This window comes from Actinomyces sp. oral taxon 181 (genome assembly GCF_018370895.1).
In the GTDB taxonomy this organism is placed as follows: Bacteria; Actinomycetota; Actinomycetes; order Actinomycetales; family Actinomycetaceae; genus Pauljensenia.
Genome location: NZ_JAGYZL010000001.1, coordinates 71,177 through 94,413 on the forward strand (window position 1 = coordinate 71,177; position 23,237 = coordinate 94,413).

At 56.2% G+C, this 23,237-nt stretch carries 18 protein-coding genes; 15 read left to right on the forward strand and 3 right to left on the reverse strand.

From position 1 onward, the window contains the following. Nucleotides 1–110 precede the first annotated feature (110 nt). From KHW85_RS00290 to KHW85_RS00320, 7 genes are all read left to right on the forward strand, one after another. Entirely contained in the window at nt 111–1,433 is a 1,323-nt protein-coding gene (locus KHW85_RS00290; RefSeq protein WP_366494424.1) for an extracellular solute-binding protein, read from the forward strand. Between the two features lie 98 nt (nt 1,434–1,531). Continuing rightward, the gene (locus KHW85_RS00295; RefSeq protein ID WP_178706090.1) at nt 1,532–2,464 is read left to right on the forward strand and encodes a sugar ABC transporter permease; all 933 of its coding nucleotides are present in this window, start codon (nt 1,532–1,534) and stop codon (nt 2,462–2,464) included. Continuing rightward, nucleotides 2,461–3,369 carry a carbohydrate ABC transporter permease gene (locus tag KHW85_RS00300; RefSeq protein WP_178706087.1) on the forward strand — a complete coding sequence of 303 codons (909 nt, stop codon included), beginning with the start codon at nt 2,461–2,463 and terminating at the stop codon, nt 3,367–3,369. The genes KHW85_RS00295 and KHW85_RS00300 overlap by 4 nt, the downstream gene beginning before the upstream one ends. Before the next feature lie 46 nt (nt 3,370–3,415). Then, nucleotides 3,416–5,575, forward strand: a complete 2,160-nt coding sequence (locus KHW85_RS00305; RefSeq protein WP_291458278.1) for a beta-galactosidase — start codon at nt 3,416–3,418, stop codon at nt 5,573–5,575. Nucleotides 5,576–5,585: 10 nt separating this feature from the next. After that, nucleotides 5,586–6,647 carry an o-succinylbenzoate synthase gene (locus KHW85_RS00310; RefSeq protein WP_291458280.1) on the forward strand — a complete coding sequence of 354 codons (1,062 nt, stop codon included), beginning with the start codon at nt 5,586–5,588 and terminating at the stop codon, nt 6,645–6,647. 23 nt (nt 6,648–6,670) lie between these two features. Beyond that, complete coding sequence (gene menD / locus KHW85_RS00315; RefSeq protein ID WP_291458282.1) at nt 6,671–8,395, forward strand: 2-succinyl-5-enolpyruvyl-6-hydroxy-3-cyclohexene-1-carboxylic-acid synthase; 1,725 nt, start codon at nt 6,671–6,673, stop codon at nt 8,393–8,395. 44 nt (nt 8,396–8,439) lie between these two features. Further along, nucleotides 8,440–9,873, forward strand: coding sequence for a trypsin-like peptidase domain-containing protein (locus KHW85_RS00320; protein WP_178706075.1), 1,434 nt, complete (start codon nt 8,440–8,442; stop codon nt 9,871–9,873). A 1-nt stretch (nt 9,874) separates the two neighbouring features. On the opposite strand, the gene KHW85_RS00325 is transcribed toward KHW85_RS00320, so the two are convergent. Next, on the reverse strand, nt 9,875–11,167 hold the full coding sequence (locus tag KHW85_RS00325) for an isochorismate synthase (RefSeq protein ID WP_291458284.1): 1,293 nt from the start codon (nt 11,165–11,167) through the stop codon (nt 9,875–9,877). Between the two features lie 74 nt (nt 11,168–11,241). Here KHW85_RS00325 and KHW85_RS00330 point away from each other — a divergent pair, with 74 nt between their 5' ends. Then, complete coding sequence (locus tag KHW85_RS00330) at nt 11,242–11,958, forward strand: class I SAM-dependent methyltransferase (RefSeq protein WP_178706072.1); 717 nt, start codon at nt 11,242–11,244, stop codon at nt 11,956–11,958. Nucleotides 11,959–12,089: 131 nt separating this feature from the next. Beyond that, complete coding sequence (locus tag KHW85_RS00335; RefSeq protein WP_291458288.1) at nt 12,090–13,271, forward strand: Gfo/Idh/MocA family oxidoreductase; 1,182 nt, start codon at nt 12,090–12,092, stop codon at nt 13,269–13,271. Nucleotides 13,272–13,331: 60 nt separating this feature from the next. Here the strand turns inward: KHW85_RS00335 and KHW85_RS00340 are convergent, their stop codons facing one another. After that, nucleotides 13,332–14,492, reverse strand: coding sequence for an ROK family transcriptional regulator (locus KHW85_RS00340; RefSeq protein ID WP_291458290.1), 1,161 nt, complete (start codon nt 14,490–14,492; stop codon nt 13,332–13,334). Between the two features lie 116 nt (nt 14,493–14,608). Next, nucleotides 14,609–16,306 carry a DUF4832 domain-containing protein gene (locus KHW85_RS00345; protein ID WP_291458292.1) on the reverse strand — a complete coding sequence of 566 codons (1,698 nt, stop codon included), beginning with the start codon at nt 16,304–16,306 and terminating at the stop codon, nt 14,609–14,611. Between the two features lie 147 nt (nt 16,307–16,453). On the opposite strand from KHW85_RS00345, the gene KHW85_RS00350 reads away from it, so the two are divergent. The 6 genes from KHW85_RS00350 to KHW85_RS00375 all read left to right on the forward strand — a co-directional run bounded on the left by KHW85_RS00350 (nt 16,454) and on the right by KHW85_RS00375 (nt 23,227). After that, nucleotides 16,454–17,461: a sugar ABC transporter permease gene (locus tag KHW85_RS00350; protein WP_291458293.1), complete on the forward strand. Its 1,008-nt coding sequence runs from the start codon at nt 16,454–16,456 to the stop codon at nt 17,459–17,461. Between the two features lie 11 nt (nt 17,462–17,472). Beyond that, on the forward strand, nt 17,473–18,351 hold the full coding sequence (locus KHW85_RS00355; RefSeq protein ID WP_291458295.1) for a carbohydrate ABC transporter permease: 879 nt from the start codon (nt 17,473–17,475) through the stop codon (nt 18,349–18,351). 31 nt (nt 18,352–18,382) lie between these two features. After that, nucleotides 18,383–19,738 carry a sugar ABC transporter substrate-binding protein gene (locus KHW85_RS00360; protein WP_291458297.1) on the forward strand — a complete coding sequence of 452 codons (1,356 nt, stop codon included), beginning with the start codon at nt 18,383–18,385 and terminating at the stop codon, nt 19,736–19,738. A 132-nt stretch (nt 19,739–19,870) separates the two neighbouring features. Then, nucleotides 19,871–21,367: a glycoside hydrolase family 36 protein gene (locus KHW85_RS00365; RefSeq protein ID WP_291458298.1), complete on the forward strand. Its 1,497-nt coding sequence runs from the start codon at nt 19,871–19,873 to the stop codon at nt 21,365–21,367. Between the two features lie 209 nt (nt 21,368–21,576). Then, on the forward strand, nt 21,577–22,833 hold the full coding sequence (locus tag KHW85_RS00370) for a geranylgeranyl reductase family protein (protein WP_291458402.1): 1,257 nt from the start codon (nt 21,577–21,579) through the stop codon (nt 22,831–22,833). Nucleotides 22,834–22,867: 34 nt separating this feature from the next. Further along, nucleotides 22,868–23,227, forward strand: coding sequence for an NADH-quinone oxidoreductase subunit A (locus tag KHW85_RS00375; RefSeq protein WP_009408598.1), 360 nt, complete (start codon nt 22,868–22,870; stop codon nt 23,225–23,227). Nucleotides 23,228–23,237: the final 10 nt, after the last annotated feature.

Below are 23,237 nucleotides of genomic sequence, written 5' to 3' on the forward strand. Positions count from 1 at the left end.
AATCTGTGATCAGATACCATCACCGTGATAGCATAAGAAAGCAATAGGTAAAGCTGACAAGAGGTGTCAACTTTATAGATATCCCACAACGGAGAGGGAATAACATGCACATGTCACGCCGCTCCATGAGCGTTGTTGCGCTCATGTCAGTTGCTGCGATGGGTCTGACTGCGTGCTCGGGTTCGGGCGCGAAGACTGACAGCGCCGCAAGCTCTTCGGCATCTGCTGATAAGGGCGCAACCATCACATACATGCACCGTCTGCCCGATGGTGAAGGAATGACAAAGGTCTCGTCGCTGGTTGAGCAGTGGAACAAGGAGCACCCTGACACTCAGGTCCAGGCGGTCAAGTTTGATGGCAAGGCCAACGAAATGATCAAGAAGCTCGAGACCGACGTCAAGGCCGGTTCCGGACCTTGCTTGGCACAGCTGGGCTATGCAGAAATCCCCGAGATGTTCACCAAGGGCCTGCTGGAGGATGTGACACAGTACGCGACCCAGTACAAGGCCAACTACTCCGCTGGCGCCTTCTCGCAGGTTGGCGTGGGTGGCAAGTACTACGGCCTGCCCCAGGACACCGGCCCGCTTGTTTACTACTACAACAAGGCTGAGTTCGAGAAGCTGGGAATCAAGGTTCCCACCAACCTCGAAGAGTTCAAGGCCGCTGCCAAGACCGCAGCTGCAAAAGGCAAGTACATCTCTGCTTTCGAGGCTGACGAGTCGCGCTATAGCCTGTCCGCTCAGGCAGCTGCAGCAGGCGGTGTTTGGTACAAGGCTGAAAACGATAAGTGGACCGTCAAGATCGACGATGCGTCCGCCAAGACCGTGGCAGACTTCTGGCAGTCGATGCTCGACGACAAGACCACTCTCGTCGCCGAGCGCTGGGGAGATTCCTTCACTAAGGCTCTGACCGACAAGACCCTGATCGGCAGCATCGGTGCCGCATGGGAAGCACCGCTCATCTCCGCTGATCTGGAGAAGACCGACAACAAGGGTCAATGGGCAGTTGCTCAGCTCCCTGACTTCGGCAAGGGCGCGTTGACCGGCCCCAACGGCGGTTCCGGCGTTGCAGTCATGAAGGGATGCGCGAACCCCAAGGGCGCCATGGAGTTCAACAACTGGCTGAACACCCAGGTTGACGCTTTGGTCTCGCAGGGTTTGGTCGTCGCAACCACCACCGGCACCATGAAGACCCCGGATTCGGTCAAGGAATTCTATGGTGGACAGGATGTCTTCGCTGAACTGTCGAAGGCAAACGCCAACCTGGCCCCCGACTTCCCGTACATCCCCTACTTCTCGACCCTCACCGATCCCATGACCAAGGCTGCAACCGCAGCTGGTGATGGCTCCGGCAAGGTGATCGACATCTTCAAGGCTGCTCAGACGCAGTCCGTGAAGGCGCTCAAGGACGGAAACCTTCCCGTCGCTGAGTAAGCGCTAATCGCGGAGGGGGTGTGGTTTCTCCGCTGAGGAACCACACCCCTACCGTGTTTAAAGTCCACAATCTGCCAGCAATCGAGGGTGATTGATACATGCAGTCAGACATTCAAAACCGGCGCATCAGAGAACGGCACGATGCGCGTACCGGATGGGCCTTCATGGCCCCATTCTTCATTATGTTCCTCTTGGTTTTTGCCGTTCCGATTTGTGTGGCAATCTACCAGTCCTTCTTCCGTCAGGTCGCAAGTGGCGGAGGCCTGTACGGCGGCGGCGAACTCACCAACCAGTTTGTTGGCCTCGACAACTTCGCTATGGTCATTGCTTCGGGTGATTTCTGGTCCGGCATGGGGCGAGTCGTTGTTTACGCGGCCTTCCAGATCCCGATCATGATTATCTCGGCTCTTGTTCTGGCTCTTGTTTTGGACTCATTCCTGATTCGTCGGGTCGGTTTCTTCCGACTGAGCTACTTCCTGCCATTTGCAATCCCCGGCATCGTTGCCGCAATGGTCTGGCTCTACATCTACACCCCTGAGCTTTCCCCGATCGTTAAGTTCTTTGATTCCCTTGGAATCCATGTCGACTTCATGGCTCCTGGAGCACCAATCCTGGCCTCGATGGCAAATATGACGACGTGGACCTACACCGGTTACAACATGCTGATCTTCCTGGCAGCGCTGCAAGCAGTGCCCCATGAGCTGTACGAGGCCGCACGTCTCGACGGCGCTTCCTCGTGGCAGATTGTGCGCCAAATTAAGATCCCCATGGTCTCCGGAGCTGCCCTCCTGGCGGTTCTTCTTTCCATCATCGGCACAATTCAGCTCTTCAATGAACCCGCAGTTATGCAGTCTGCAAATGGGTGGATGGGCTATGCCTACACGCCGATGATGATGGCCTACAGCACCATGTTCGGAACTATCTCGCCCGGTGGCGATGGCCCGGCCTCGGCAATCTCAATCGTGATGGCACTGGTTGCTGGCGGACTTGCCGTGATCTACGCGCTCTTGCAAAGGAAGACCGTCCGATGAGTACCACTATGCGCACGCTGCCCGATGGACGCCAGTACACACCCTCTCTCGAGGGAATGCCTCCGCGTTCACTCGCACCCTCGAAGGTCGCTCGAATCGTCACTATCGTTGCTCTGACCTTCACCATGCTTTACTTCATCCTGCCGATCATCTGGGTGATGTTCTCGGCAACGAAGTCGAACGCAGATCTCGTTTCTACTAATGGCTTCTGGTTTGGTCACTTTGAGCTGGCGGACAACTACACGAAGCTTATGGGCTGGACTCAAGGCCTCTTCTGGCGCTGGGTGCTCAACTCCCTCTTCTACTCAACGACTGCTGGCGTCATTGGAACCCTGATCTCGGTTGCCGCTGGATACGCGATGGCAAAGTTTGTTTTCCCGGGACGTAATGTCTCTATGGCTTTGATTATGGCCGGACTGCTGATGCCCGTCGCTCTGCTCACCATCCCGCTTTACGTTGTCTTCCATAACCTTGGGTTGACAGACACTGTGTGGGCAATCCTGATCCCTAGCTGTGTCTCTCCCTTCGGTGTCTTCCTCGGCCGTGTCTACGCAGAATCTTCTGTCCCGACAGAACTCATCGAGGCTGCCCGCATCGACGGAGCATCCGAAGCGCGCGTGTTCTTCACGATTGTTCTTCGCCTGCTCGCCCCGGCAATGGTGACAATCTTCCTCTTCATCTTCGTGGCAACCTGGAATAACTTCCTGCTTCCCTTGATGATGGTCTCGACGCCTGAACTCAAGCCTGTCACTTTGGGCTTGTATGGCATGATGAGCTACTTCGCTCCCCAAAAGGGCGCAGTAATGCTGGGCGCACTCTTGGGTGTTTTGCCGCTCATCGTACTATTCCTTGGCCTGCAGAAGTACTGGCAATCAGGTCTGGCTGCCGGTTCTGTGAAGGGATAGTTAGCCCGCTGTTGAGCCACCACGAGGTGCTGGGAAGGATAGGTTAATGGAGACGATTGCCTACGGTGGCGATTGGAACCCCGAACAGTGGGATAAGGAAACTAACCGAGACGATATCGAACGCATGGTCCGTGCCGGCGTCAATCTGATCTCCCTTGGGATCTTTTCCTGGGCATCTCTTGAACCCGAAGAAGGCCACTACGATCTGGAGTGGTTGGCGGATCTCATTGATCAGCTCCACAGCGCTGGAATTGGCGTGGACCTGGCCAATGGGACCGCTTCCCCTCCGGTGTGGATGGCTCAACGCTACCCCCAAACCCTTCCCGTTGACTCTCGAGGCGTGCGTTTAGGATTTGGCTCGCGCCAGCAGTACAACCCCTCAAGCGAGCTTTTTTGCCGCAAAGCTTGTGAGTTGACCGAGGCCATGGCGCGCCGTTTTAGCGACCATCCCGGCGTGGTCATGTGGCACATTTCGAACGAATACGCCTGTCACACGGCAGAGAGTTTCGACGATGAGTCCGCTGCGGCATTTCGACGCTGGCTAGTGGAGAAATACGGGGATATTCAGGCGATCAATCAAGCCTGGGGAACTGCATTTTGGTCCCAAACCTATAGGGACATCCAAGAAATCCAGCCTCCCCGTGCAATGCCCACCTTCTACAACCCCGGGCAGATGCTGGATTGGCGTCGCTTTAGTGACTACGCTCTGCGTTCCCAGATGGAACGTGAACGAGAGGTGATTCGTCGCTATTCGGACCGTCCTATTACGACGAATTTTATGGGGGCCTTCCCGCTTCTTGATTACCGCAAGTGGGCACCGCTGTGTGACATCATCGCCGATGATTCTTACCCAGACCCCGCAGATCCTCAGGCTGCACACGACATTGCTTGGCAGGGCGATGTCATGCGCGGCCTCGGCAACGGCGCTCCCTGGCTCTTGATGGAACAGAGCCCCGGTGCGGTGCAGTGGCGACCCCAAAACTCTCCCAAGCGCCCGGGACAGTTCCTTTTGTGGACGATCGCAAGGCTCGCTCACGGAGCGGATGGAATCCTCCAATTCCAGTGGCGGCAATCCGCTAGGGGATCGGAAACCTTCCATGCAGGGATGGTGCCGCACTCTGGCGAAGATTCACCAATTTGGACGGATGTTGTGAGCACCGGCCAAGCTCTAAAGTCTCTGGCGCCCATTACGGGGACTCGCATGAGCTCACGCGCTGCAGTTGTCATTGACTGGGAGAGCGAATGGGCGCGGCGCTATGCGATCGGTCCGATTAGTTCTGAAAATCCCGCAGATTCGTGGGGGAACTTCGCGCCCGCTAAGTCTTGGCATCAAAGCTTGTGGGAAGCGGGAATCGCTACTGATGTTGTGGGTGTCGACAATGATTTCAGCTCTTACGATCTCATCATTCTTCCCGCGCTTTTCGTTGACTACCCGCAGATGACTCAGGCTTTGCACGCGGCAGCTGAACGCGGAGCACACATTGTCATTACCGCGCCAAGCGGTGTTGTTGATTCCCAGCTTGGGGCAATTCTCGGCGGATACCTCGGCTCCCTTTCTGATCTTGCAGGGGTGCGGGTTCTGGAGCATTCAACACTCACCGGTCCCAGCCAGGGGCGTGTGTATGATGCGCGCGAGAAGGCCGCGAACCGGATTTCTTCCGCAGTAAGTACCCCGGCGGCCTGTGATTGGTGTGGGATCGATACCGATAACGAGGCCCTCAAACGAACCGCAGACCTTCTTGGGGGAGCGGCGTCGGATCTGCGCAGTGGCCGCTGGGCTGAAATGCTTGCCCCAGCTTTCGGTTTGCAGTGGCAGATTCCCGGGGATTCGTCCTCGGAGGGTGGGCCTGAGTGCGTTGCATACTTTGATGGCCGAGGCGGCGGCCTCGACCTTGCGGGGCTTCCTGCGCTCACCCGCAGGAAAGTTGGCTGCGGAAGTGTCTGGTATGCAGCTGCGGACTTTGATGCCTTGACTCGCTCGGTCCTGCTGCGCTTGTGGACGACCTACACGCGAATTCGTCCTGTGTGTCCAGACCTTCCTGAGGGTGTGGAAGCTCAAGAACGTGAAGACTTCCTCTTCATTCTCAACCACTCTGATCGTGCGGTTGAACTCGCTGGGATTGTGGGTCAAGATCTTCTCAGCGGAGCTGAGTGTACGGGACACGTTCTTCTTGCTCCGCGATCAGCGGTGGTTATTGAACGATAGGAGAAAGCCCGTGGAGGATACTGGCAGCGCGTCTTCAGCTGTTCGCCTCCACGAACTTTCTGTAGATTCGCTTCCCACCAAGACTCGAATGGTCTTAGAAGGCATCGATCGTTTACTGGTCTACTCAATTCCAATGCGCGTGCGTTTTCGCAATATTGAGGTCCGCGAAGGTCTTCTTCTACACGGCGGATACGGGTGGGGAGAATGCGCACCTTTCTGGGATTACGACCCGGGTGAATCCTCTACGTGGCTTGCTAGCGCATTGGAAGCTGCCCGAGTAGCTTCGCCGAGGCCTCGGCGCAAAAAAGTGCCGCTCAACGTGACAATTCCGGTGATTTCGGCTGAAGATGCGCGCAGACGAGTATTTGATAATCCGGGTTGTGCGACTGCAAAAGTCAAGGTTGCCGATACGCGTTCTGACCTTGAGCGCGATTGTCAACGTGTCGAGGCCGTCGCGGAGGCTCTGGTTGAATTGCATGGGTCGTCTGCGAAGGTGCGTGTTGATGCCAACGGTGCGTGGGACAGGGAAACTGCTCTGACATGGATCGCGCGCCTGAACCGTGCAGCCCACGCTGCGGGTGGTCTGGAGTACGTTGAACAGCCGTGCATGGCCGTTGAAGACCTTGCGTGGCTGCGGCGCAAACAAGAGGTTCCTCTTGCAGCTGATGAATCGATTCGCCGCGCGGAAGACCCGCTCAAGGTTGCTCGGCTTGAAGCGGCTGACGTAGCCGTTATCAAAGTTGAACCTCTGGGAGGGGCGGGTGCAGTTCTCCAGTTGGCCGAGGAACTGCCCATGCCTTTGGTGATCTCTTCGGCCTTGGAAACCAGTTTTGGTTTGGATTACGCGGCTCGGGTGGCCTGCGCTCTAGATCAGGAACCACGCGCATGCGGTCTGGGCACGGCCTCGCTATTGAGCGGCGATACGGCGGTTTCCCCAGTGCGTATAGTTGATGGACATATGATTCCAACTGATCTAGCCGTGAAGGAAAGCCTGATCACGCCCTCAGCACCCGATTCTCAGCTCTGTGAATCCTGGGTGAATCGGCTAAATGCAATGGCATCCCACCGTTAAAGATCAAGAATAGAAGTAGGAGTATGTACCCCTCACAAGCTTTGGCTGAGTGCATCATTGATTCCCTGATTGCCGGTGGAATTCACGATTTTGTGTACTGTCCCGGATCGCGAAATGCGCCCTTTGCCTATGCGCTTGCGCGGTATGACTCGTTGAATGAGAACCCAATCCGTGTGCACATTCGCCTCGATGAACGTTCGGCTGCGTTTTTTGCCCTTGGACTCACGCTCGGGGAAGGCAGTGGTTCCCCCGCCGCACGTGCCTGCGTGATTACCACCTCGGGAAGTGCCGTCACGCATCTTTATCCTGCGATGAGCGAGGCGTTTTATTCTCATCTTCCTCTCGTTGCTATTAGCGCGGACCGTCCCGCTGAATTGCATGGCGTTGGAGCATCCCAAACCATGACTCAGCAGGGAATTTTTTCCGACCAAGTCGTGGACGAATGGGATTTTTCGTCGGACACCGCTGAATTGGCCAGTGTTCCTGGCCGTGTTGCGCGTGCACTTGCAGCTGCCGCTGGTCGTCCCTCCGGCACTCCAGGTCCAATCCACTTTAACTGCGCCTTCCGTGATCCGCTTACGCCCTGCGACGAGGCCGAGGCTCTTCAAAGCGCTCAGCTGAGGGAGAATTGCGGCGGGGGAGTCGAGGTCTACCCGTCCCAGATTGTGCGTGAACCGAGTGCGGAGAATGCCCTCAAGCCCGATCTTGCAACGGTTGTGATTGCCGGTCATGGCGCACAGGACTCGGTGCTGCACTGGGCTGAGCGCTCGCGGGTGCCGGTTTTTGCCGAGCCCATGGTTACCGGTGTGAGCACTGAAGTCCTCATCCCCTTCCAGCAGACTCTGTGCGCGGATTCAGATGTTGTCGCACGAATCGGTCAAATTGTTGTCACCGGACGTCCAACATTGTCGCGTCCGATCCAGAAGCTCTTGGCTTCCAATAAGCGTGTCATCATCGTCTCTCCCCATGCGGCGTGGACGGATCTGCATGGCAAGGCAAGCTGTGTTGTTTCGTCTCTCACCGGATCTGATCGCGTGAATGCAGCCATCCAAAATTCTTTGTGTCAAGACTTATCTGCGCGTGCTCAATCGGTGGCACGTGGGGTTGATGAACTGATCAATTCCTATGGTGATGAGCTTAGTGAAATTGGTGTTCTTGATGCCGTATGGCAAGAGTGCTCTCATATTTTCCTTGGCGCATCGAATCCCATCAGAGTTGCGGATCTTATTGCCGGCCGTCAAGGTTACGATCCGCAGGGGAATTCTGAAAGCGATCACCGTTGTCCCCAGCAGGTGTGGTCGAGCCGAGGCCTTGCGGGAATTGATGGAAATGTGTCGACTGCTCTTGGTTGGGCGCGCCTATTGGAAGAAACATCTGAATGCCCGCCAACGGTTCATGCCGTAATGGGGGACTTAACTTTCTTGCATGATGCCTCTGGGATGGGAATGCCTCTTGGAGAGGAATTTCCTCGCTGTCGGATCATTGTCCTGGATGATCAGGGCGGCTCGATATTTAAGAGTTTGGAGCATGGTCAGCGCGCTTCTCAGACGGTGTATGAACGCTATTTCGGAGTCGCTCAGCGTACTGATATCAGTGCGCTTGCCGCGGCATATGGAGCGAAGATTCGTCGCGTGAGTTCAATGTCCGAGCTTCGAGCGATTTTGAATACGGAGACTGAAGGATTAGAAGTGCTGCACCTCTCTATCCCTCGGCCGACCGAAGATATTGCATTTTTGCGGTCGTTGTAGGATGCTAATGTAACGATTTGATAACGAAATGAGATGGGTTGGTCATGAATCCGGAAGAAACCACTCCTCAAGGTGATGCGCGCTTTCAACCTGACGCGCAAGAACCCGCCCAGCAATCGGCCTCGCAAGAGGGCGGCGCGTCTGTGCCGATGCAGCACGAAACTGTGCCGCTGCCTGCAGTAACTCCCGCCACTTCTGAAAGTGAAGCAGCATATACTCCTGCTTCTGCTCAGCCCCCTGCATCCGAGGGCTCGGCAGAAGGTGAAACCCCAACTGGAGTTCCGGCAGGCCCGGTCCCCACTCTTCTTGAGACGCATAGCCCGAGGCGCGGACCCGGCTGGGGAGCGCTTGTGCTGGCGATGGCCTGCACGGCAGGCCTGGCCATTGGAGGCACCCTAGTCATTGGACAAAACCTGCATTCTTCGGTGACAACCCCTCTGGTCAGTCAGACCTCCGCACCGGCTCAGACTAATTCCGCTGGAACTGCAGTCGATTGGGAGAACGTCGCGCAAACCGTGTCTCCCGCTGTCGTCACTATTTCTGTTTCGGCTCAGAACTCCTCGGGAATTGGCTCGGGTGCGATCGTCGATTCCTCTGGAAATATCGTCACCAACTACCATGTCATTTCCTCGGTTGCTGATGGAAGCGGACGGATTCAAGTCACACTCACTGATGGCAGGATCTACGAAGCAAAGATTGTTGGTACAGATAAGAGCACTGACCTTGCGGTGATCCGTTTGGTAAATCCGCCTTCGGATCTTGTTGCTGCACAGTTCGGGCAGTCCTCTGATCTAAAGGTTGGCCAGCCCGTAATGGCCATAGGTTCGCCGCTTGGGCTCTCGAATACGGTGACAACGGGTATTGTCTCTGCTCTCAATCGTCCTGTTCAGGTGCAGGCCTCGGAATCCCAAAACCAGGACAACTCAAAGGATCCCTTCGGTCAGCTTCAGCAGCAGGGTAACCAGAGTCAATCGATCACAACGAATGCCATCCAGGTTGACGCCTCGATCAACCCCGGTAACTCCGGTGGACCGCTATTTAATGAACACGGCCAAGTGATCGGCATCAACTCGTCTATTGCATCGCTCTCCTCATCGTCGAACTCTGAAGCGGGATCGATCGGTCTGGGATTCGCGATTCCTTCTGACTTGGTCGTTTCGGTTGTTAATCAGCTCATTCAAAACGGAACAGTTGATCATGCTCGATTGGGCGTTACGGTCAGTACCGGTGCCGCGCGAGTAGGCAACGACACCCGTGCGGGTGCGCAGATTTCCGGTGTGAGCCAGGGGTCTGGAGCTGAAGTTGCAGGGTTGAAAGCCGGGGATGTCATTACCAAGATTGATGGGAACACTGTCACCTCGGCGCAGTCCTTGGTCGGTTATGTCCGTCGCTACACGGGCGGCCAAGAGGTGAGCGTCACTTACGTGCGTGATGGCGTAGAAAACACTGCAAAAGTCACGCTTCAGTCAGAACACTGAGTTAAAGGTTTAAAACCTCGAGCAACGGCCGCATCTTGGTCTGGGTCTCCTCCAATTCTCTGCGGGATGATGAATCTGGCATGATTCCGCAGCCGGCGAAGATTCTCAAGGTGCGGTCGTTGTTCTCTAATTGGCCACAACGTAGGGCAATGCCGAATTCCCCATTTCCCGCACCGTCAATCCAGCCAACCGGGCCCGAATAACGCTCGCGCTCCGTGCGTTCGTAGGCGTGGATGAGATCCAGCGCATCATCAGTTGGAGTTCCACACACTGCGGCAGTGGGATGCAGTTGTGCCACCGCATCAAGAACGCTTCCCTGCGGGAAAGTTGCGTATACATCAGAACTGAGGTGGGCAATATTGGGAAGAATCAGCACATTAGGACGTGCAGGTGCTTGCACATCCTGCGCCGCAGAAAGGAGTGCGGCCACGACGGACTCGACTGCAAAGAGATGTTCAGAACGATCTTTTAACGACAGCGGGAGCGAATCCGCATCCTCGGGTTTGCTGCTTCCTGCAAGGACGCGCGAATGGAGCTTTCCCTGGTGAAGGGAGACCAGCATTTCTGGAGTTGCACCAATTAATCCTGCAACGGCGAAGGTCCAGGTTTGGGGGTAGCGCTGATGCAGATGCTCAACCAAAGCAGCCTGATCGAAAGGAAAGTCGGAGATGATCGTCATGTCGCGAGCCATGACAACTTTTCCGACCTCTTCGTTGCGAAGGGCATTAATGATTTCATCAACCGCGCCGCACCAAGCTTCCTCGCTCATGGCACCTGGGCCAATATTGAGCGTTTCGGCAGGCGGGAGTTGGTGATCGATAATCTCGGCATGAAAAACAGGCTTGTCACGCGAATCGATTGAGCTCGTCACCAAGAAACGTGTCGAACCGTGGGTGATGATGAGGAAAGTGGGCACAACTAAAACACGTTCCCCGTCGTCCTCAAAAGCGCAGGATGCAAAAGCAATCGGAAGGACGGGTGAATCAGAACCCCACGCATCGCGCGTGCCTTCAGCCCAGTGGATCTGTGCTTTCTCTCGAACTAAATCCCACACTCGCGCCGCTTCGGTAATTGCAGCGTTCTCCCCGGCCTCGACAAGGGGAGGGCGGTCCTTCCCTCGCTGCCAACGCCACGCCTGCCCCCAGCCGACCATGGCCTCGTCGCGAATCCAGGCGCAAAGTCCAGAGGTGGGGAGGAAAGAAGTCAATGGAAGATGCCCCTGGGGGGAGGAAGGATCGATGCGCTCAACCCAGCAGTACAGGGTGGGGATCGACGAAAAGTGTCCGGAGGGCATGTTTCCATGCTAGTGCCTTGTGTGCGCTTCCACTTAAGCGTGCCGATGTGGCGTGTAAATGGGAAAATATGCATATGAGTGAACAGACCGCCTCCCAGCAGCGTCGAGCAGACCTTGGTAAGTCTCAAGATCAAGTGGCCGCAATGTTTGATGATGTCTCTTCGCGTTACGACGTGATGAATGCGCTGCTCAGCGGCGGGATGAATTTTATCTGGCTGAAGGCTTTAACGAAGGCGCTGGCACCGAAGCCCTCGGATCGGATTTTGGACCTTGCGGCTGGTACGGGTGCCTCATCCGCGCAAATCGCGCGCAGCGGTGCGCGCGTTGTCGCCTGTGATCTTTCTGCAGGCATGATTGAGGTGGGACGCAATCGTCACCCCGATATCGAATTCATCCAAGGCGATGCGATGGATCTTCCTTTTGAAGATCAGTCTTTCGATGCGGTGACCATTTCCTACGGTCTGCGAAATGTTCCAGATCCCAAGCGTGCGCTGGAGGAGATGGCTCGCGTTGTGCGCCCGGGCGGGCGACTGGTTGTCTGCGAATTTTCGACGCCGACCTCTGCGCCGCTGCGTGCGGGTTATTCATTGCACCTCCAGTATGTGATGCCGCTGGTTGCGCGCCTGGCTTCTTCCGATGACGTTGCCTATGACTACTTGGCGGAGTCGATTCGCGAGTGGCCCGATGCTCCCGAAGTTGCAAGCTTGATTGCCGAGGCCGGGTGGAGTGACGTCCAATACCGTTACCTGACGGGTGGGATCGTGGCTCTTCATCGCGCTGTGAAGCACTGAAGTTTCGCTGGTTTTTGCTCAAGTGAGGAGCTGGAGCTTCATACTTGGGGACTTTGTCAAGACCTTTGCATAAGTGGGGGTAGAGGGCGCATAATAGGGGTGTCAAAGATGACCCCTGAATGGAGCTAAAAATGTCTGCACCCCTACGTGTTGGCGTGATTGGTTTGGGCGCACGGTGCGTCATTGCCGAAAATTGCCACAAAGCCACGATTCCTGCAGAACTGGTTGGAGGATGCGATCCCAATCCTGCGATGCGCCAGCGCGCGACAGAAGTTTTGGGTGATTACCCGTGGTTTGAGACCCTCGATGAACTGCTGGAACTGGGTATTGATTGCGCAATTGTTACCAGCCCTGATGACACTCACGAAGACATCACCTGTGCGCTCTTGGAAGCTGGGGTTGCGGTTTATCTGGAAAAGCCGATTGCGATCACTATTGAGGGTGCTGATCGCGTTCTTGAAACCGCGTATAGGACCAAGACTGCCCTCTATGTTGGGCACAACATGCGACACATGGCGGTTGTGCGCATTCTGCGTCAAGTTGTCCAAGATGGTCTGATCGGTGAGGTCCGAGCAATTTGGTGCCGTCACTTCGTGGGCAATGGTGGTGACTATTACTTCAAGGATTGGCATGCAGATCGCAGTCGAACAACTGGGCTGCTGCTCCAGAAAGCCGCCCATGACATTGATGTCATGAACTGGCTGTCTGATTCCGTCCCCGAGCGTGTTGTTGGCATGGGGGATCTCATGCTCTACGGAAAGCTCACTGATCGCAGTGGACAGAAGTCTGATGCAGTCATGAGTGACTGGTTCTCTTTCGATAACTGGCCACCTGCGTCTCTCACCGGTCTTAATCCCGTGATTGATGTTGAGGACGTGTCTATGCTCATGATGAGACAGACTTCTGGCACTCTGATTTCTTACGAACAGTGCCACTTCACCCCCGATTACTGGCGTAACTACACCGTGATTGGAACCGAAGGACGAGCGGAAAACTTTGGTGATGGTGAAGGCGGGGTTGTGCGCGTATGGAAACATCGCAGCGGATGGGAACCCACTGGCGATGTTGAGATCCCCATTAAGGGAGATGCTGGCGGACACGATGATGCCGATGTCGCAACGATGGATGAGTTCCTGCGCTTTGTTGCCAAAGGTGATCGGACCGATACAACGCCACTGGGGGCTCGCGAGGCCGTCGCTGCGGGGGTGTTGGCTACCAAGTCGCTGCGTGAGGGTTCTGTTCCTTTTGACGTCCCGCGAGTCAGTCCTGAATTGAGCAGCTACTTCGAGAATAACCAGGATCGAGGAGCCTGAGAGTGAGACGAAGAGTGGGGGTGGCTACGGCCACCCCCACTCTTGTAGGATGCGATCTGTTTAGGACACGATCTGAATAACTTCTGATGCGGGGAGTAATTGCTCTCCGCACGCATGGGCGGTAATTTGGTCGATTCCGCGGCACACAGCACCTTGAACTACCCCGCGTCCGCCCAGCTGAGAGACGCGGATTTCAGGCATATGGATCGTGAGTTCTTCCAGGTGTGAAGAAAACTCTTCCTTCCACAGATCGGCGGATGCTGAAATACCTCCACCAAGGATGAGAATTTCTGGGTCAATCGTCAGAATCAACGCAGCTGCTCCAAGGGCAAGGTCTCGTGCGAATTTTTTGACAATTCGCGTTGCTTCTGCGTCGCCATCCCTCATCCGATCGCACACCCACCGCGCTGCTGCGCGATGAGCGAGGTCAACAGGAAGCTGAGAGTGCGTAAAGAAATGTGCGGGTGCCTTGTACCAATTGAGGTGACGGAGTGCGCCGATTTCTCCGGCTGCACCGGCTGAGCCGCGGCAGACCTTCCCATCGATCATGAAGGATGCGCCAATTCGTGCGCCGGCCATGATGTAGACGGCAGAAGAAACTTCTTGCGCCTGACCGAGGTGCGACTCTGCATCCAGAGCGCACTTACAGTCATTTTCAACGGTAACTGGGCGTTTGTAACGTGCCTGGAGCTCTTGAACCATGGACACGCTCTCCCAACCGGGAAGAGGGCCGCCGAAAGGCATTCTTCCGGCCTCGTCAACGGGGCCGGTAACCGCGACGGAAATCAGTGCCAGACCGTCGCGGTAGGACGGGTTTTTCTCAAGGGTCTGGGAAATCGTGTGTTGAACAGCTTTCATTCGCCGTGGTGCGGCCGAAGAAGGGGCCAGTTCAGTTTCTTCTGCGCGCTTTTCTTCACCGCGCAGGTCGGTCAAGGAAGTTGCGATTCGATTTGCCCCAATATCGATACCCAAGACAAAAGCCGACTCTGAGCGGAAACGGTAGCGCTTTGCAGGGCGCCCAGTGGGGGGTGAAGCCGGTGGCAGGGATTGGACCCATCCCAAACGCTCAAGATCTGTGATCGTTGCATTGACCGAAGTGCGTGAGAGGCCCGTTGCGGCAGCAATTTGAGAGGAAGTTGTGTCCTCAATAGTGCGCAGGTATGCGAGTACCGCGAGGGAATTCATTTCCCTGATGTGGTCTGGGCCGTAGGTCTGAGTCATGGCTCTCTCTTCGTTGGGATGAGACCAATTCAGCGTAGGCTCAGGAAGGAAATCCTGAGCCTACGCTGATAGGCGAGTCGAATAATTCTGAATACTCGACAGTGTGGCAGCGCCTATCAGGCGCGCGTGCGGCGAATCAGAAGGGCTCCAAGCCCAAGTGCGCCCGCTGTGAGTGCGAGGACAGAGCCGCCGATGGCGCCGGTACGTGCCAGCTTCGTCTTGGGGGCTTGTGCACTCTGCTTTTCAGTAGAGACAGCAGCTGCCTTGGCTTCAGTGGAACCGCCGGGTGTGCTCGCTTCATTGCCCTTCGGCGTGGAAGGCTGAGCTGGAAGTGAGGTTCCCACAGATACCGTTCCCAAGGTCAGGTAGCCGGGAAGGGTTGTGCCCATTGCTTCGTTTGCAAAGGCCACAGGTGCACCATTAGGCAGCGGATTGACAACCCTGAGGACTGCGCTGAGATCTCCGCTGACGGGGGCGGTAGCTGCCTCAGTGCTACGTTCTCCAGCGCCGCTGCTCAGGTCTAGCGTGGCCTCGACAGTTGTTGACGATCCGGGCTCAACGGAGGGAAGCGGGGACTCAATGGTCTTGGAAACGACCTTCTCACCCTTGCTGTTGACCAAGGCGATCTCAATCGGCCAATTCGCATAGAAGGGGGCGAGGCCAGTGTTGGCAATCTCAGCTTCGACGGTGACGGAGGAATCCTTTACGGTCGTCCGGGCTTTCTTCGCGCTCAGGGTGTAGCCCATCAGAGCGTTTGCTTCCTTTGCTCGCTCCAGGTCTGCGCCCTTGTATCCGACAAGGAAAGCCTTGTGGTTGATGAGCCAGGTGGCGTGAGTAGCTTTGATGGACTCAACCATGTCGAAATTACGACCCTGCGCTTTTTCTGCTTCCGCACCTGGGCAGTTCAAAGGCTGGGAGAAAATGCAGGTCTGCAGTGGCGGGTAGACCTCGCCACCGATCGGAACGTTCTGCCATGCCTTGTCTTCGCCCTGATTCTTCATGTGCGCCATGAAATGCCAGTCAACATTGTCGAGGGTTGAGTAGGCGAAAGAGTCATCGTGGTAGCCCATGTGGTGGGCCTTCGTTGCCTCGGTGGGTAGGCGGTAAAGAATGTGAGTGTCATTGAATGCGCTGTCCCATGCGGCGACCAACTTGGCGCGGAATTCGTCGCTGGGCATCCAGTTTTCGCCCTTGGGGTTGTCGGCGCTCACTTCACCGTTCATTGGCCAGGTGTGGTCTTCTCCCCAGAAACCGATGAGGCCAGCGGTCAGATAGCCCACGCGCGCATCACCGTCGTACTTTTTACCCAGTGCCTTGACGAAGTCAAGCATCATTTCCTGAATACGGGGATCGTTGTAGTCAGGCGAGAATGATACGCGATTGTTATCAAAGACCGTGTAGGTACGGGAAGTGTCGATTCCTTCATCGATGAGATACTGCGGAACTCCGGACTTCCTGGTGGGGTAGTCAAGGTAGAAACGGAACACTGCCTGGTGGCCGCGGGAGGCAATGGCGTCTAGCATCTTGTCGACCTTGCTCCAGTCGTAGACGCCCTTTGCGGTGACGACATCACTAACGGGGAAGTAGGTCCATTCCATCGTGTAGGGGAGTGAGCCTTCTGCAGCAGGCAACTCACTTCCGTCGTCGGGTGCGAAGGGGAGGAAACCCTTGAGAGGGTTTGAAATTGGGGCTGGGGCGCTCTTGAGTTGCGTCCATTCCCCATTTCCTGCGTCCGAGGCCGTGGCCGGCAGAGCGGCAATCGTCAGTGCCGTTACGAGTGCGCCAGAGAGAAGAAAAGCTGGTGTTTTTCTCATCGTTGAGAGTCCTTTCGGGCGATTGAGCTCTGTCATTGAGCTCGTGACAAGTAGTGAAGCAGAGTAGGAGCAACTTTGTCAATGGTCTTGACAAACTTTGTTCAAGGTGTTTAATTAGTGCCTGTCACAGCAATGGAGGTGTACTCAATGAAGAGCCCCACACTTGCGGAAGAACGGTCAGGAACCGGTTCTGATTCGCAGAAAACCAGCGCGCAACAGGGAGCGCAGCTGGCAGACAAGAAGCGGAGTCTGCGCTCACGTGCAGATGCCGCTGGAACTCGTACGCTCAAGCGTCGTGATGATCGCCGGGCAGCTGCGATCTTTCTCATTCCGACCTTCATCGGTTTCTTCATCTTCTACGTCTACCCCGCACTTCGCGGCCTGTGGTATTCGTTTACAGACTTCAATCTGATCGGTGAGGCCAACTGGGTGGGCTTGGACAACTACAGCAAGGCAATTGCCGATAAAGAAGTCTGGAACGCCTTTAAAGTCACCATTGCTTACGCGCTGTACAACATCGTGGGACAGACTTTCCTTGGATTGCTTCTTGCGGCGCTCATGCAGCGATTTGCTCGCGCAACCTGGGTTCGCTCGCTCTTGCTCTTGCCGTGGCTGGTTCCCAATGTCGCCATCGCGCTGATCTGGGGATGGCTCCTCGATTCAAATATCGGTTTTGTTACTCACCTACTTTCAATGGTTGGTGTTGATGGCGTGACTTTCTACAACGCCAACGCAGCAATGCCGATCGTCGCTGGAATTAATATCTGGGCCTACACCGGATACACCGCACTGCTTTTATACGCAGGCATGCTGCAGATCCCCGGTGAACTCTATGAAAGTGCGTCTCTAGATGGCGCTGGTGAGACGCGAATGTTCTTCGGAATTACGCTTCCGCTTCTGCGTCCTGTTCTGGTTCTGGTCCTCGTCATGGGTCTGATTGGATCCTTCCAGATCTTCGATACGGTTCAGATCGGTTACGCCGGACACCCAATTCCCGCAGTTCGCGTCATTTACTACTACATCTACCAGCAGGGTTTCACCTTCCTGAAGATGGGCTATGCATCCGCCGTCGCAATGCTCTTGGTTGTCGTCCTGGCAATCTTTACCGCAGTCCAATTGCGCCTCATGCGCGCCGGCTCATCGGATCTGGCCTAAGGGGACCAATCATGCTCAAGAAATTCCAACCTTCCAAAGTTATCGCGTGGGTAATCATTGCGATCGCAGTTCTTGTGACGGTTTTCCCCTTCTATTGGATGATCCGCACCGCGATCACTCCGCAGGCCGATCTCATTGCCGAATCAACGAGGCTGTGGCCATCACACCCGACGATGATCAATTTCAAGCGAATTCTTGGAATAGTCTCCGTTGAAGAAGCCATGGCAGCCGGTGGTAGTGGAGCAACGATCAACTTCGCTATTGCAACAACGAACTCGCTCATTTACGCGGGCGGTATTGCCATCATTCAGACCTTCTTCGCTTCATGCGCGGCCTACGCTTTCGCCCGTTTGAAGTTCCCCTTCAAAAATGCGCTCTTTGCGTGCGTCATCGGTGCGCTCATGATCCCCGGGATCTTCTCGCTCCTGCCGAACTACGTGTTGATTAAGCAACTTGGCTGGCTGAACACGATGCAGGGCATGATGCTTCCCGCGCTTTTCATGGCACCCTTCTCAATCTTCTTCCTGAGGCAGTTCTTCCTCTCTCTGCCTCGGGAAGTAGAGGAAGCGGCAATGCTTGACGGATTGGGACCCGTCCGCCGTTTCTTCAAAGTAACCATCCCCATGTCTGCAGGACCAATCATGACGATGACCCTCATTACGATCATCGGCATGTGGAAAGACTTCCTCTGGCCGCTGCTGACCGGGCGCGAAGGCGCTCAGCTCCTCACCGTTGCTCTGGGAATTTTCCAGCAGCAATCGCCCAATAGGGCACCCGACTGGACCGGACTCATGGCAGGGTCAACGCTCAGCGTCATCCCGGTCCTGATCCTCCTGATTCTCATGGGACGCAAGCTGGTTGAGTCCCTGAACTTCTCTGGAATCAAATAGCACGAAAGTGCCTGAAGAGAAAGAACCACACATGAAAACTCGTACCGTAGTCTCAGCGGGGATTGTCGCAGCAATGGCGCTGTCCCTGGGCGCGTGCAACGCCAACTCCTCGAGCACCTCGAGTTCCTCGGCATCGGGCGACGGTGTCACCATCAGCTACTGGCTGTGGGATGACCGTCAAGCCCCTCTGTACCAGAAGTGCGCTGACGACTTCCACGCAGAAAACCCGAACATCACCGTCAAGATCACCCAGACCGCATGGGGTCAATACTGGGATACGCTGACCACGCAGCTGGCAGCATCGAACGCCCCCGACACCTTCGTCGATCACTCCACGCGTCTGCTCCAGTTCATTGATTCCAAGCAGATTCTGGATCTCACTGACAAGGCAAAGGAAGCTGGAATCGATGATTCCATCTACCAGCCCGGACTTGCTGATCTGTCGAAGTTTGAGGGCAAGCGTTACGGCCTGCCCAAGGACTGGGACACCATGGGTCTGCTCTACGACACCGAGGTTGCAAAGGAAGCTGGCTACACCAAGGAAGACATGGCCAAGCTGACCTGGAACCCCACCGATGGTGGTACCTTCCAGGAATTCGTCGCAAAGACAACCGTCGATGCTAATGGCCACAACGGACTTGACCCGGCCTTCGATAAGAACAACGTCAAGCGTTACGGCTACTACCCCGAGTGGGCAGACGGCGCAATCGGCCAGAACGGTTGGGGCGAATTCGCCGCTTCCAACGGCTTCACCTACGGCGACAAGACCGTGAACCCGACCAAGTTCAACTTCGCGGATAAGAGCCTGGTCGACACCCTCGCTTGGGAACGTCAGCTCATCGAGAAGGGCTACGCCCCCAAGTTCGATAAGCAGTCCTCGCTGGGCACCGACGCAACGATGAACGCAGGTATTGCCGCATCGACCATCGCCGGTTCCTTCACCGTCTCTTCCTACCTGGGTGCAGATGCGCAGAAGAAGTTCGCATACGCGCCTCTTCCGATCGGCCCCGTCGGACGTCGTAGCGCCATGAACGGCCTGCACGATGTTGTGTGGAGCGGCACGAAGCACCCCGATGAGGCATTCAAGTGGATCGCTTACATGGCTTCCGACAAGTGCCAGGTCAAGGTCGGCGAGTCCGGCGTCATCTTCCCCGCCAGCATCAAGGGCACCGAAGCGTCCCTGAAGGCACGCGAGGCAAAGGGCCAGGACAACTCCGCATTCACCACCGTCGTTAAGAACAAGGAGACCTTCTCGGTTCCCGTCTTCTCGCACGGTGACGAGGTCAACGCTCTGATCCAGGACGCAATCCAGGAGATCGCTGGTGGTGCTGATCCTCAGGCGACTATGACCGCGGCCAACGAGAAGGCAAACGCCCTGCTCAAGTAAGCCACTGAGCGGGTCCCGCCCCCCGTGATTTCCCCAATCGCAGGTCAGCGGGACCCGCTTTCCACACCCAAACCCATAACTTTCCTTTCCTTCTGCGCCGCTTCCAGCGGCCTCGTCAATGAAAGAACGATCATGCAACGTCTGGTACTTTCCCTTCCTCACGCCACTTTGAGTGCGTCAGCCGATGCTCAGCTCGTCGAGCAGGGTGACAACTTCGCGATCATTGACGCTAGCCGTGTCGCGCTGCTCCACGGAATGGAAAATGGCCAGTACTACCGCAGTGGGCACAACTCATGGTCGCCCTCGGGCTGGAATTCGCTGAGCGATGCACCGCTGCGCGTTCCCTCTGATGAACGTAGGACAACCGCCGATGATCCGGGGGCAGATGACACCGTCCGCCACCACGGTTCATGGATGGGTGCGGTTGTCGAAGAAGAGGGTGGTGCGGGTTTCCTCATTGGTGCGCTCGCGGGTGGGCACCCGAAGGTACGCGCTGATGAAGACGTATTTGTTGGCTTCGATGAGATCCGCCCGGCGCGCTGGTTTGTGAGCTGGGGGAGTGAAGCGGAGATTTTCGAGGCCTATGTGGAGCAGTTGCGCCCTCGACGTCGCAGCCTCGGCCAGGCCCCGCGCGTGTGGTGTTCCTGGTATTCCTACTACGAAAATGTTTCCTGGGATGTTCTTGCAGGGCAGCTTCCCGGGCTTGCAAAACTTGGTTTTACCGCTTTGCAAATTGATGATGGTTGGCAGCTGAACGTGGGTGATTGGCGTCCGAATGCGAAGTTTGGACATGATCTTGCTGCCTGCGCTCGCTATATTTCTGACCTCGGTGTGACTCCCGGTCTGTGGATCGCACCCTTTATTGCTCGCGAAGGGACGCCTTTCCTTCAAGCGCATCCCGAAGCTTTCGTTCATGCGGAGGATGGGAAGCTGGCTATTGCCGGATATAACTGGGGTGGCCCCTACTACGCGCTCGATACGACGCATCCCTTAGCGCAGGAGTATCTGCGCAACACCATCGGATATCTGCTTGACGCGGGAATCCGCTACATCAAGACCGATTTTATTAACGCAGCCGCCATTGAAGGTGTGCGCTTTGATCGTGAAGCTAGCCCCGATGACGCATTTATTTTGGGTTCGCAGATTTTGCGCGAGGCGGCAGGGGAGGGCACCTACCTTCTGGGCTCTGGTGCTTTGATCATCCCCGCAGTCGGCTTCTACGATGGAATTCGAGTGGGCTGCGATGTCGCACCCATTTGGAAGAACTACGCGACTGATGATCGTTCCGACGCAGAAGCGCGCAATGCTTTTATGGGTTCCGTATCACGTCTGTGGCTGCGTGAGCTCATCGATGTTGATCCCGATGTCATCTTCTTCCGTCACATGAAAAACCTGCTCAATGATCAGCAGATCGGGTGGCTTCAAGACGTTGCCGCGGTCGCTGGTTTCAAGTCATCGTCCGATCCTCTGGTGTGGCTAACGGAGCAGGAGCAGGCGGAGCTGAGCCAATGGCTTGCTCGCCGCGAGGACGTTCAGCAGATTTCGCGAAATGTCTGGTCTTTGGACGGTCGCGAGGTTGACTTCGGTCCCGGTTTGGCCGAGCCTGAGCACTGCTACCCGGTTTCCTAAGGATTTCTGCGCCGATTAACGTAACAAGCATATGTGCAAATTGAATACGGGTGTGTGCTCGCTCACGCCCCTAAAGTGTTGTTCTCACGGACTTTTTGGCGTGCTTTCGCGGCTTCGTATACCGGTGACTATGGTCTGAACTGGACCCGATATAGGTTCGTCGTTGCGTGGAGCGTGAAGGAGGCGTGGTGAGCCAACAGGCCCAAGACATGAACGCTGATGTCGTTATTGTCGGCGCTGGCCCAGGTGGTGCATCTACCGCCTATCATTTGGCGACCCTTGGTATTGACGTCCTTCTTGTCGATAAAGCACGTTTCCCGCGCGACAAGATCTGCGGTGATGGTCTTACTCCCGCCGCCGTTCAAGAGCTCATCCTCATGGGCGTCGATACATCTGGTTGGGCACGAAACCGAGGTTTGACGGTCATCGGGGGCGGTCACACTATTCACATGGAGTGGCCCGATCAAGCTTCACTTCCGGGATACGGAATGACTCGCGCGCGCATGGATCTTGATCACGCACTGGTTCAGCGTGCACAGAGTGCGGGAGCTCGCCTCGAAGAAGAACTCACCGTTACCGAGGCCCTCCAGGACAGTGCACACCGCATCTGCGGTGTCCGCGCGCGCCGAGGCCGTGGCAAGAATGCCCAGGATGTGACGATCCACGCCAAGCTGGTTGTGGATGCCGGTGGCGTCTCCGCAAAGGTTTCTACCCGCCTCGGAATTGAAAAGAATCCCAAGCGTCCCATGGGCGTTGCGGCGCGCACCTACTTCCATTCCCCTCGTGGTAACGAAGAATGGATGGAATCGCACCTCGAGTTGTGGGCGGGCGAGTCCGGGCATTCAGATCTACTTCCCGGATACGGCTGGATTTTCCCCATGGGAGACGGCGTCGTCAACGTCGGACTGGGCTCTGTGGCCTCGACGGCAAGTGCGACGAACCTGCCCTATCGTCAGGTTTTCGAACAGTGGATGGCCAACCTCCCCGAGGAATGGGGATTTACCCCCGAGAACCAAATCGGCGAGCTTCGCAGCGCAGCTTTGCCGATGAGTTTGAATCGTCAGCCCCACTACACCAATGGATTCGTCATTGTCGGCGATGCCGGTGGAATGGTTTCTCCCTTTAACGGAGAAGGAATCGCACCCGCGATGAAGGCTGGACGCTACGCGGCCGAGGCTATGGCTCAGGCTCTTGCCCGCACGCACCGCGCTGGCATTGACCGAGCGATGAGCGCCTATCCCCAACGGATCCGCGACGAATACGGTGGCTACTACCAGTTGGGACGTATCTTTGTTCGTCTCATTGAAAATCCGCGAATCATGCGCCTGTGCACGACCTACGGTCTGCCTATCCCGCGCCTGATGACCCTGGTTCACAAACTTCTGTCGGATGGCTTTGAACGCCAAGGCGGCGACTTCGACGACCGACTGATTACGACCCTATCCAAGCTGGTGCCATCAGCATGATGGCCACGAAGGTACACCCGATGTGGGAGGAACGATGACAAATCCCTATGTTCCGCTGCTGATCATGGCTGCAGCCGCCATGGTCTTGGCGCTGGGCGGGCTGGGCGCATCCGCAATTCTGGGGCCAACGCGCAAGAACCGCACGAAGGCCGATAACTACGAATGCGGAATCGACCCCACGGAGCAGCACCTAGAGCGCGGGCGCTTCCCTGTGCGCTACTACCTGGTAGCCATGACCTTCATTGTCTTCGACATTGAAGTCGTGTTCATGTACCCGTGGGCCGTGAGCTTCAACCAGCTGGGACTTTTCGGATTGATTGCCATGCTGACCTTCATCGCGGTGATCACCGTCCCCTATATCTACGAATGGCGCCGCGGCGGACTGGACTACTGAGGTAAGAGGA

Bases quoted from the DNA above. Each gene is read 5' to 3' on its own strand.
- KHW85_RS00330 (WP_178706072.1), top strand. From the start codon at position 11,242: ATGAGTGAACAGACCGCCTCCCAGCAGCGTCGAGCAGACCTTGGTAAG.
- KHW85_RS00375 (WP_009408598.1), top strand. From the start codon at position 22,868: ATGACAAATCCCTATGTTCCGCTGCTGATCATGGCTGCAGCCGCCATG.
- menD (WP_291458282.1), top strand. From the start codon at position 6,671: ATGTACCCCTCACAAGCTTTGGCTGAGTGCATCATTGATTCCCTGATT.
- KHW85_RS00300 (WP_178706087.1), top strand. From the start codon at position 2,461: ATGAGTACCACTATGCGCACGCTGCCCGATGGACGCCAGTACACACCC.
- KHW85_RS00325 (WP_291458284.1), bottom strand. From the start codon at position 11,167: ATGCCCTCCGGACACTTTTCGTCGATCCCCACCCTGTACTGCTGGGTT.
- KHW85_RS00355 (WP_291458295.1), top strand. From the start codon at position 17,473: ATGCTCAAGAAATTCCAACCTTCCAAAGTTATCGCGTGGGTAATCATT.
- KHW85_RS00350 (WP_291458293.1), top strand. From the start codon at position 16,454: ATGAAGAGCCCCACACTTGCGGAAGAACGGTCAGGAACCGGTTCTGAT.
- KHW85_RS00345 (WP_291458292.1), bottom strand. From the start codon at position 16,306: ATGAGAAAAACACCAGCTTTTCTTCTCTCTGGCGCACTCGTAACGGCA.
- KHW85_RS00335 (WP_291458288.1), top strand. From the start codon at position 12,090: ATGTCTGCACCCCTACGTGTTGGCGTGATTGGTTTGGGCGCACGGTGC.
- KHW85_RS00365 (WP_291458298.1), top strand. From the start codon at position 19,871: ATGCAACGTCTGGTACTTTCCCTTCCTCACGCCACTTTGAGTGCGTCA.
- KHW85_RS00340 (WP_291458290.1), bottom strand. From the start codon at position 14,492: ATGACTCAGACCTACGGCCCAGACCACATCAGGGAAATGAATTCCCTC.
- KHW85_RS00295 (WP_178706090.1), top strand. From the start codon at position 1,532: ATGCAGTCAGACATTCAAAACCGGCGCATCAGAGAACGGCACGATGCG.
- KHW85_RS00320 (WP_178706075.1), top strand. From the start codon at position 8,440: ATGAATCCGGAAGAAACCACTCCTCAAGGTGATGCGCGCTTTCAACCT.
- KHW85_RS00305 (WP_291458278.1), top strand. From the start codon at position 3,416: ATGGAGACGATTGCCTACGGTGGCGATTGGAACCCCGAACAGTGGGAT.
- KHW85_RS00370 (WP_291458402.1), top strand. From the start codon at position 21,577: ATGAACGCTGATGTCGTTATTGTCGGCGCTGGCCCAGGTGGTGCATCT.
- KHW85_RS00360 (WP_291458297.1), top strand. From the start codon at position 18,383: ATGAAAACTCGTACCGTAGTCTCAGCGGGGATTGTCGCAGCAATGGCG.
- KHW85_RS00290 (WP_366494424.1), top strand. From the start codon at position 111: ATGTCACGCCGCTCCATGAGCGTTGTTGCGCTCATGTCAGTTGCTGCG.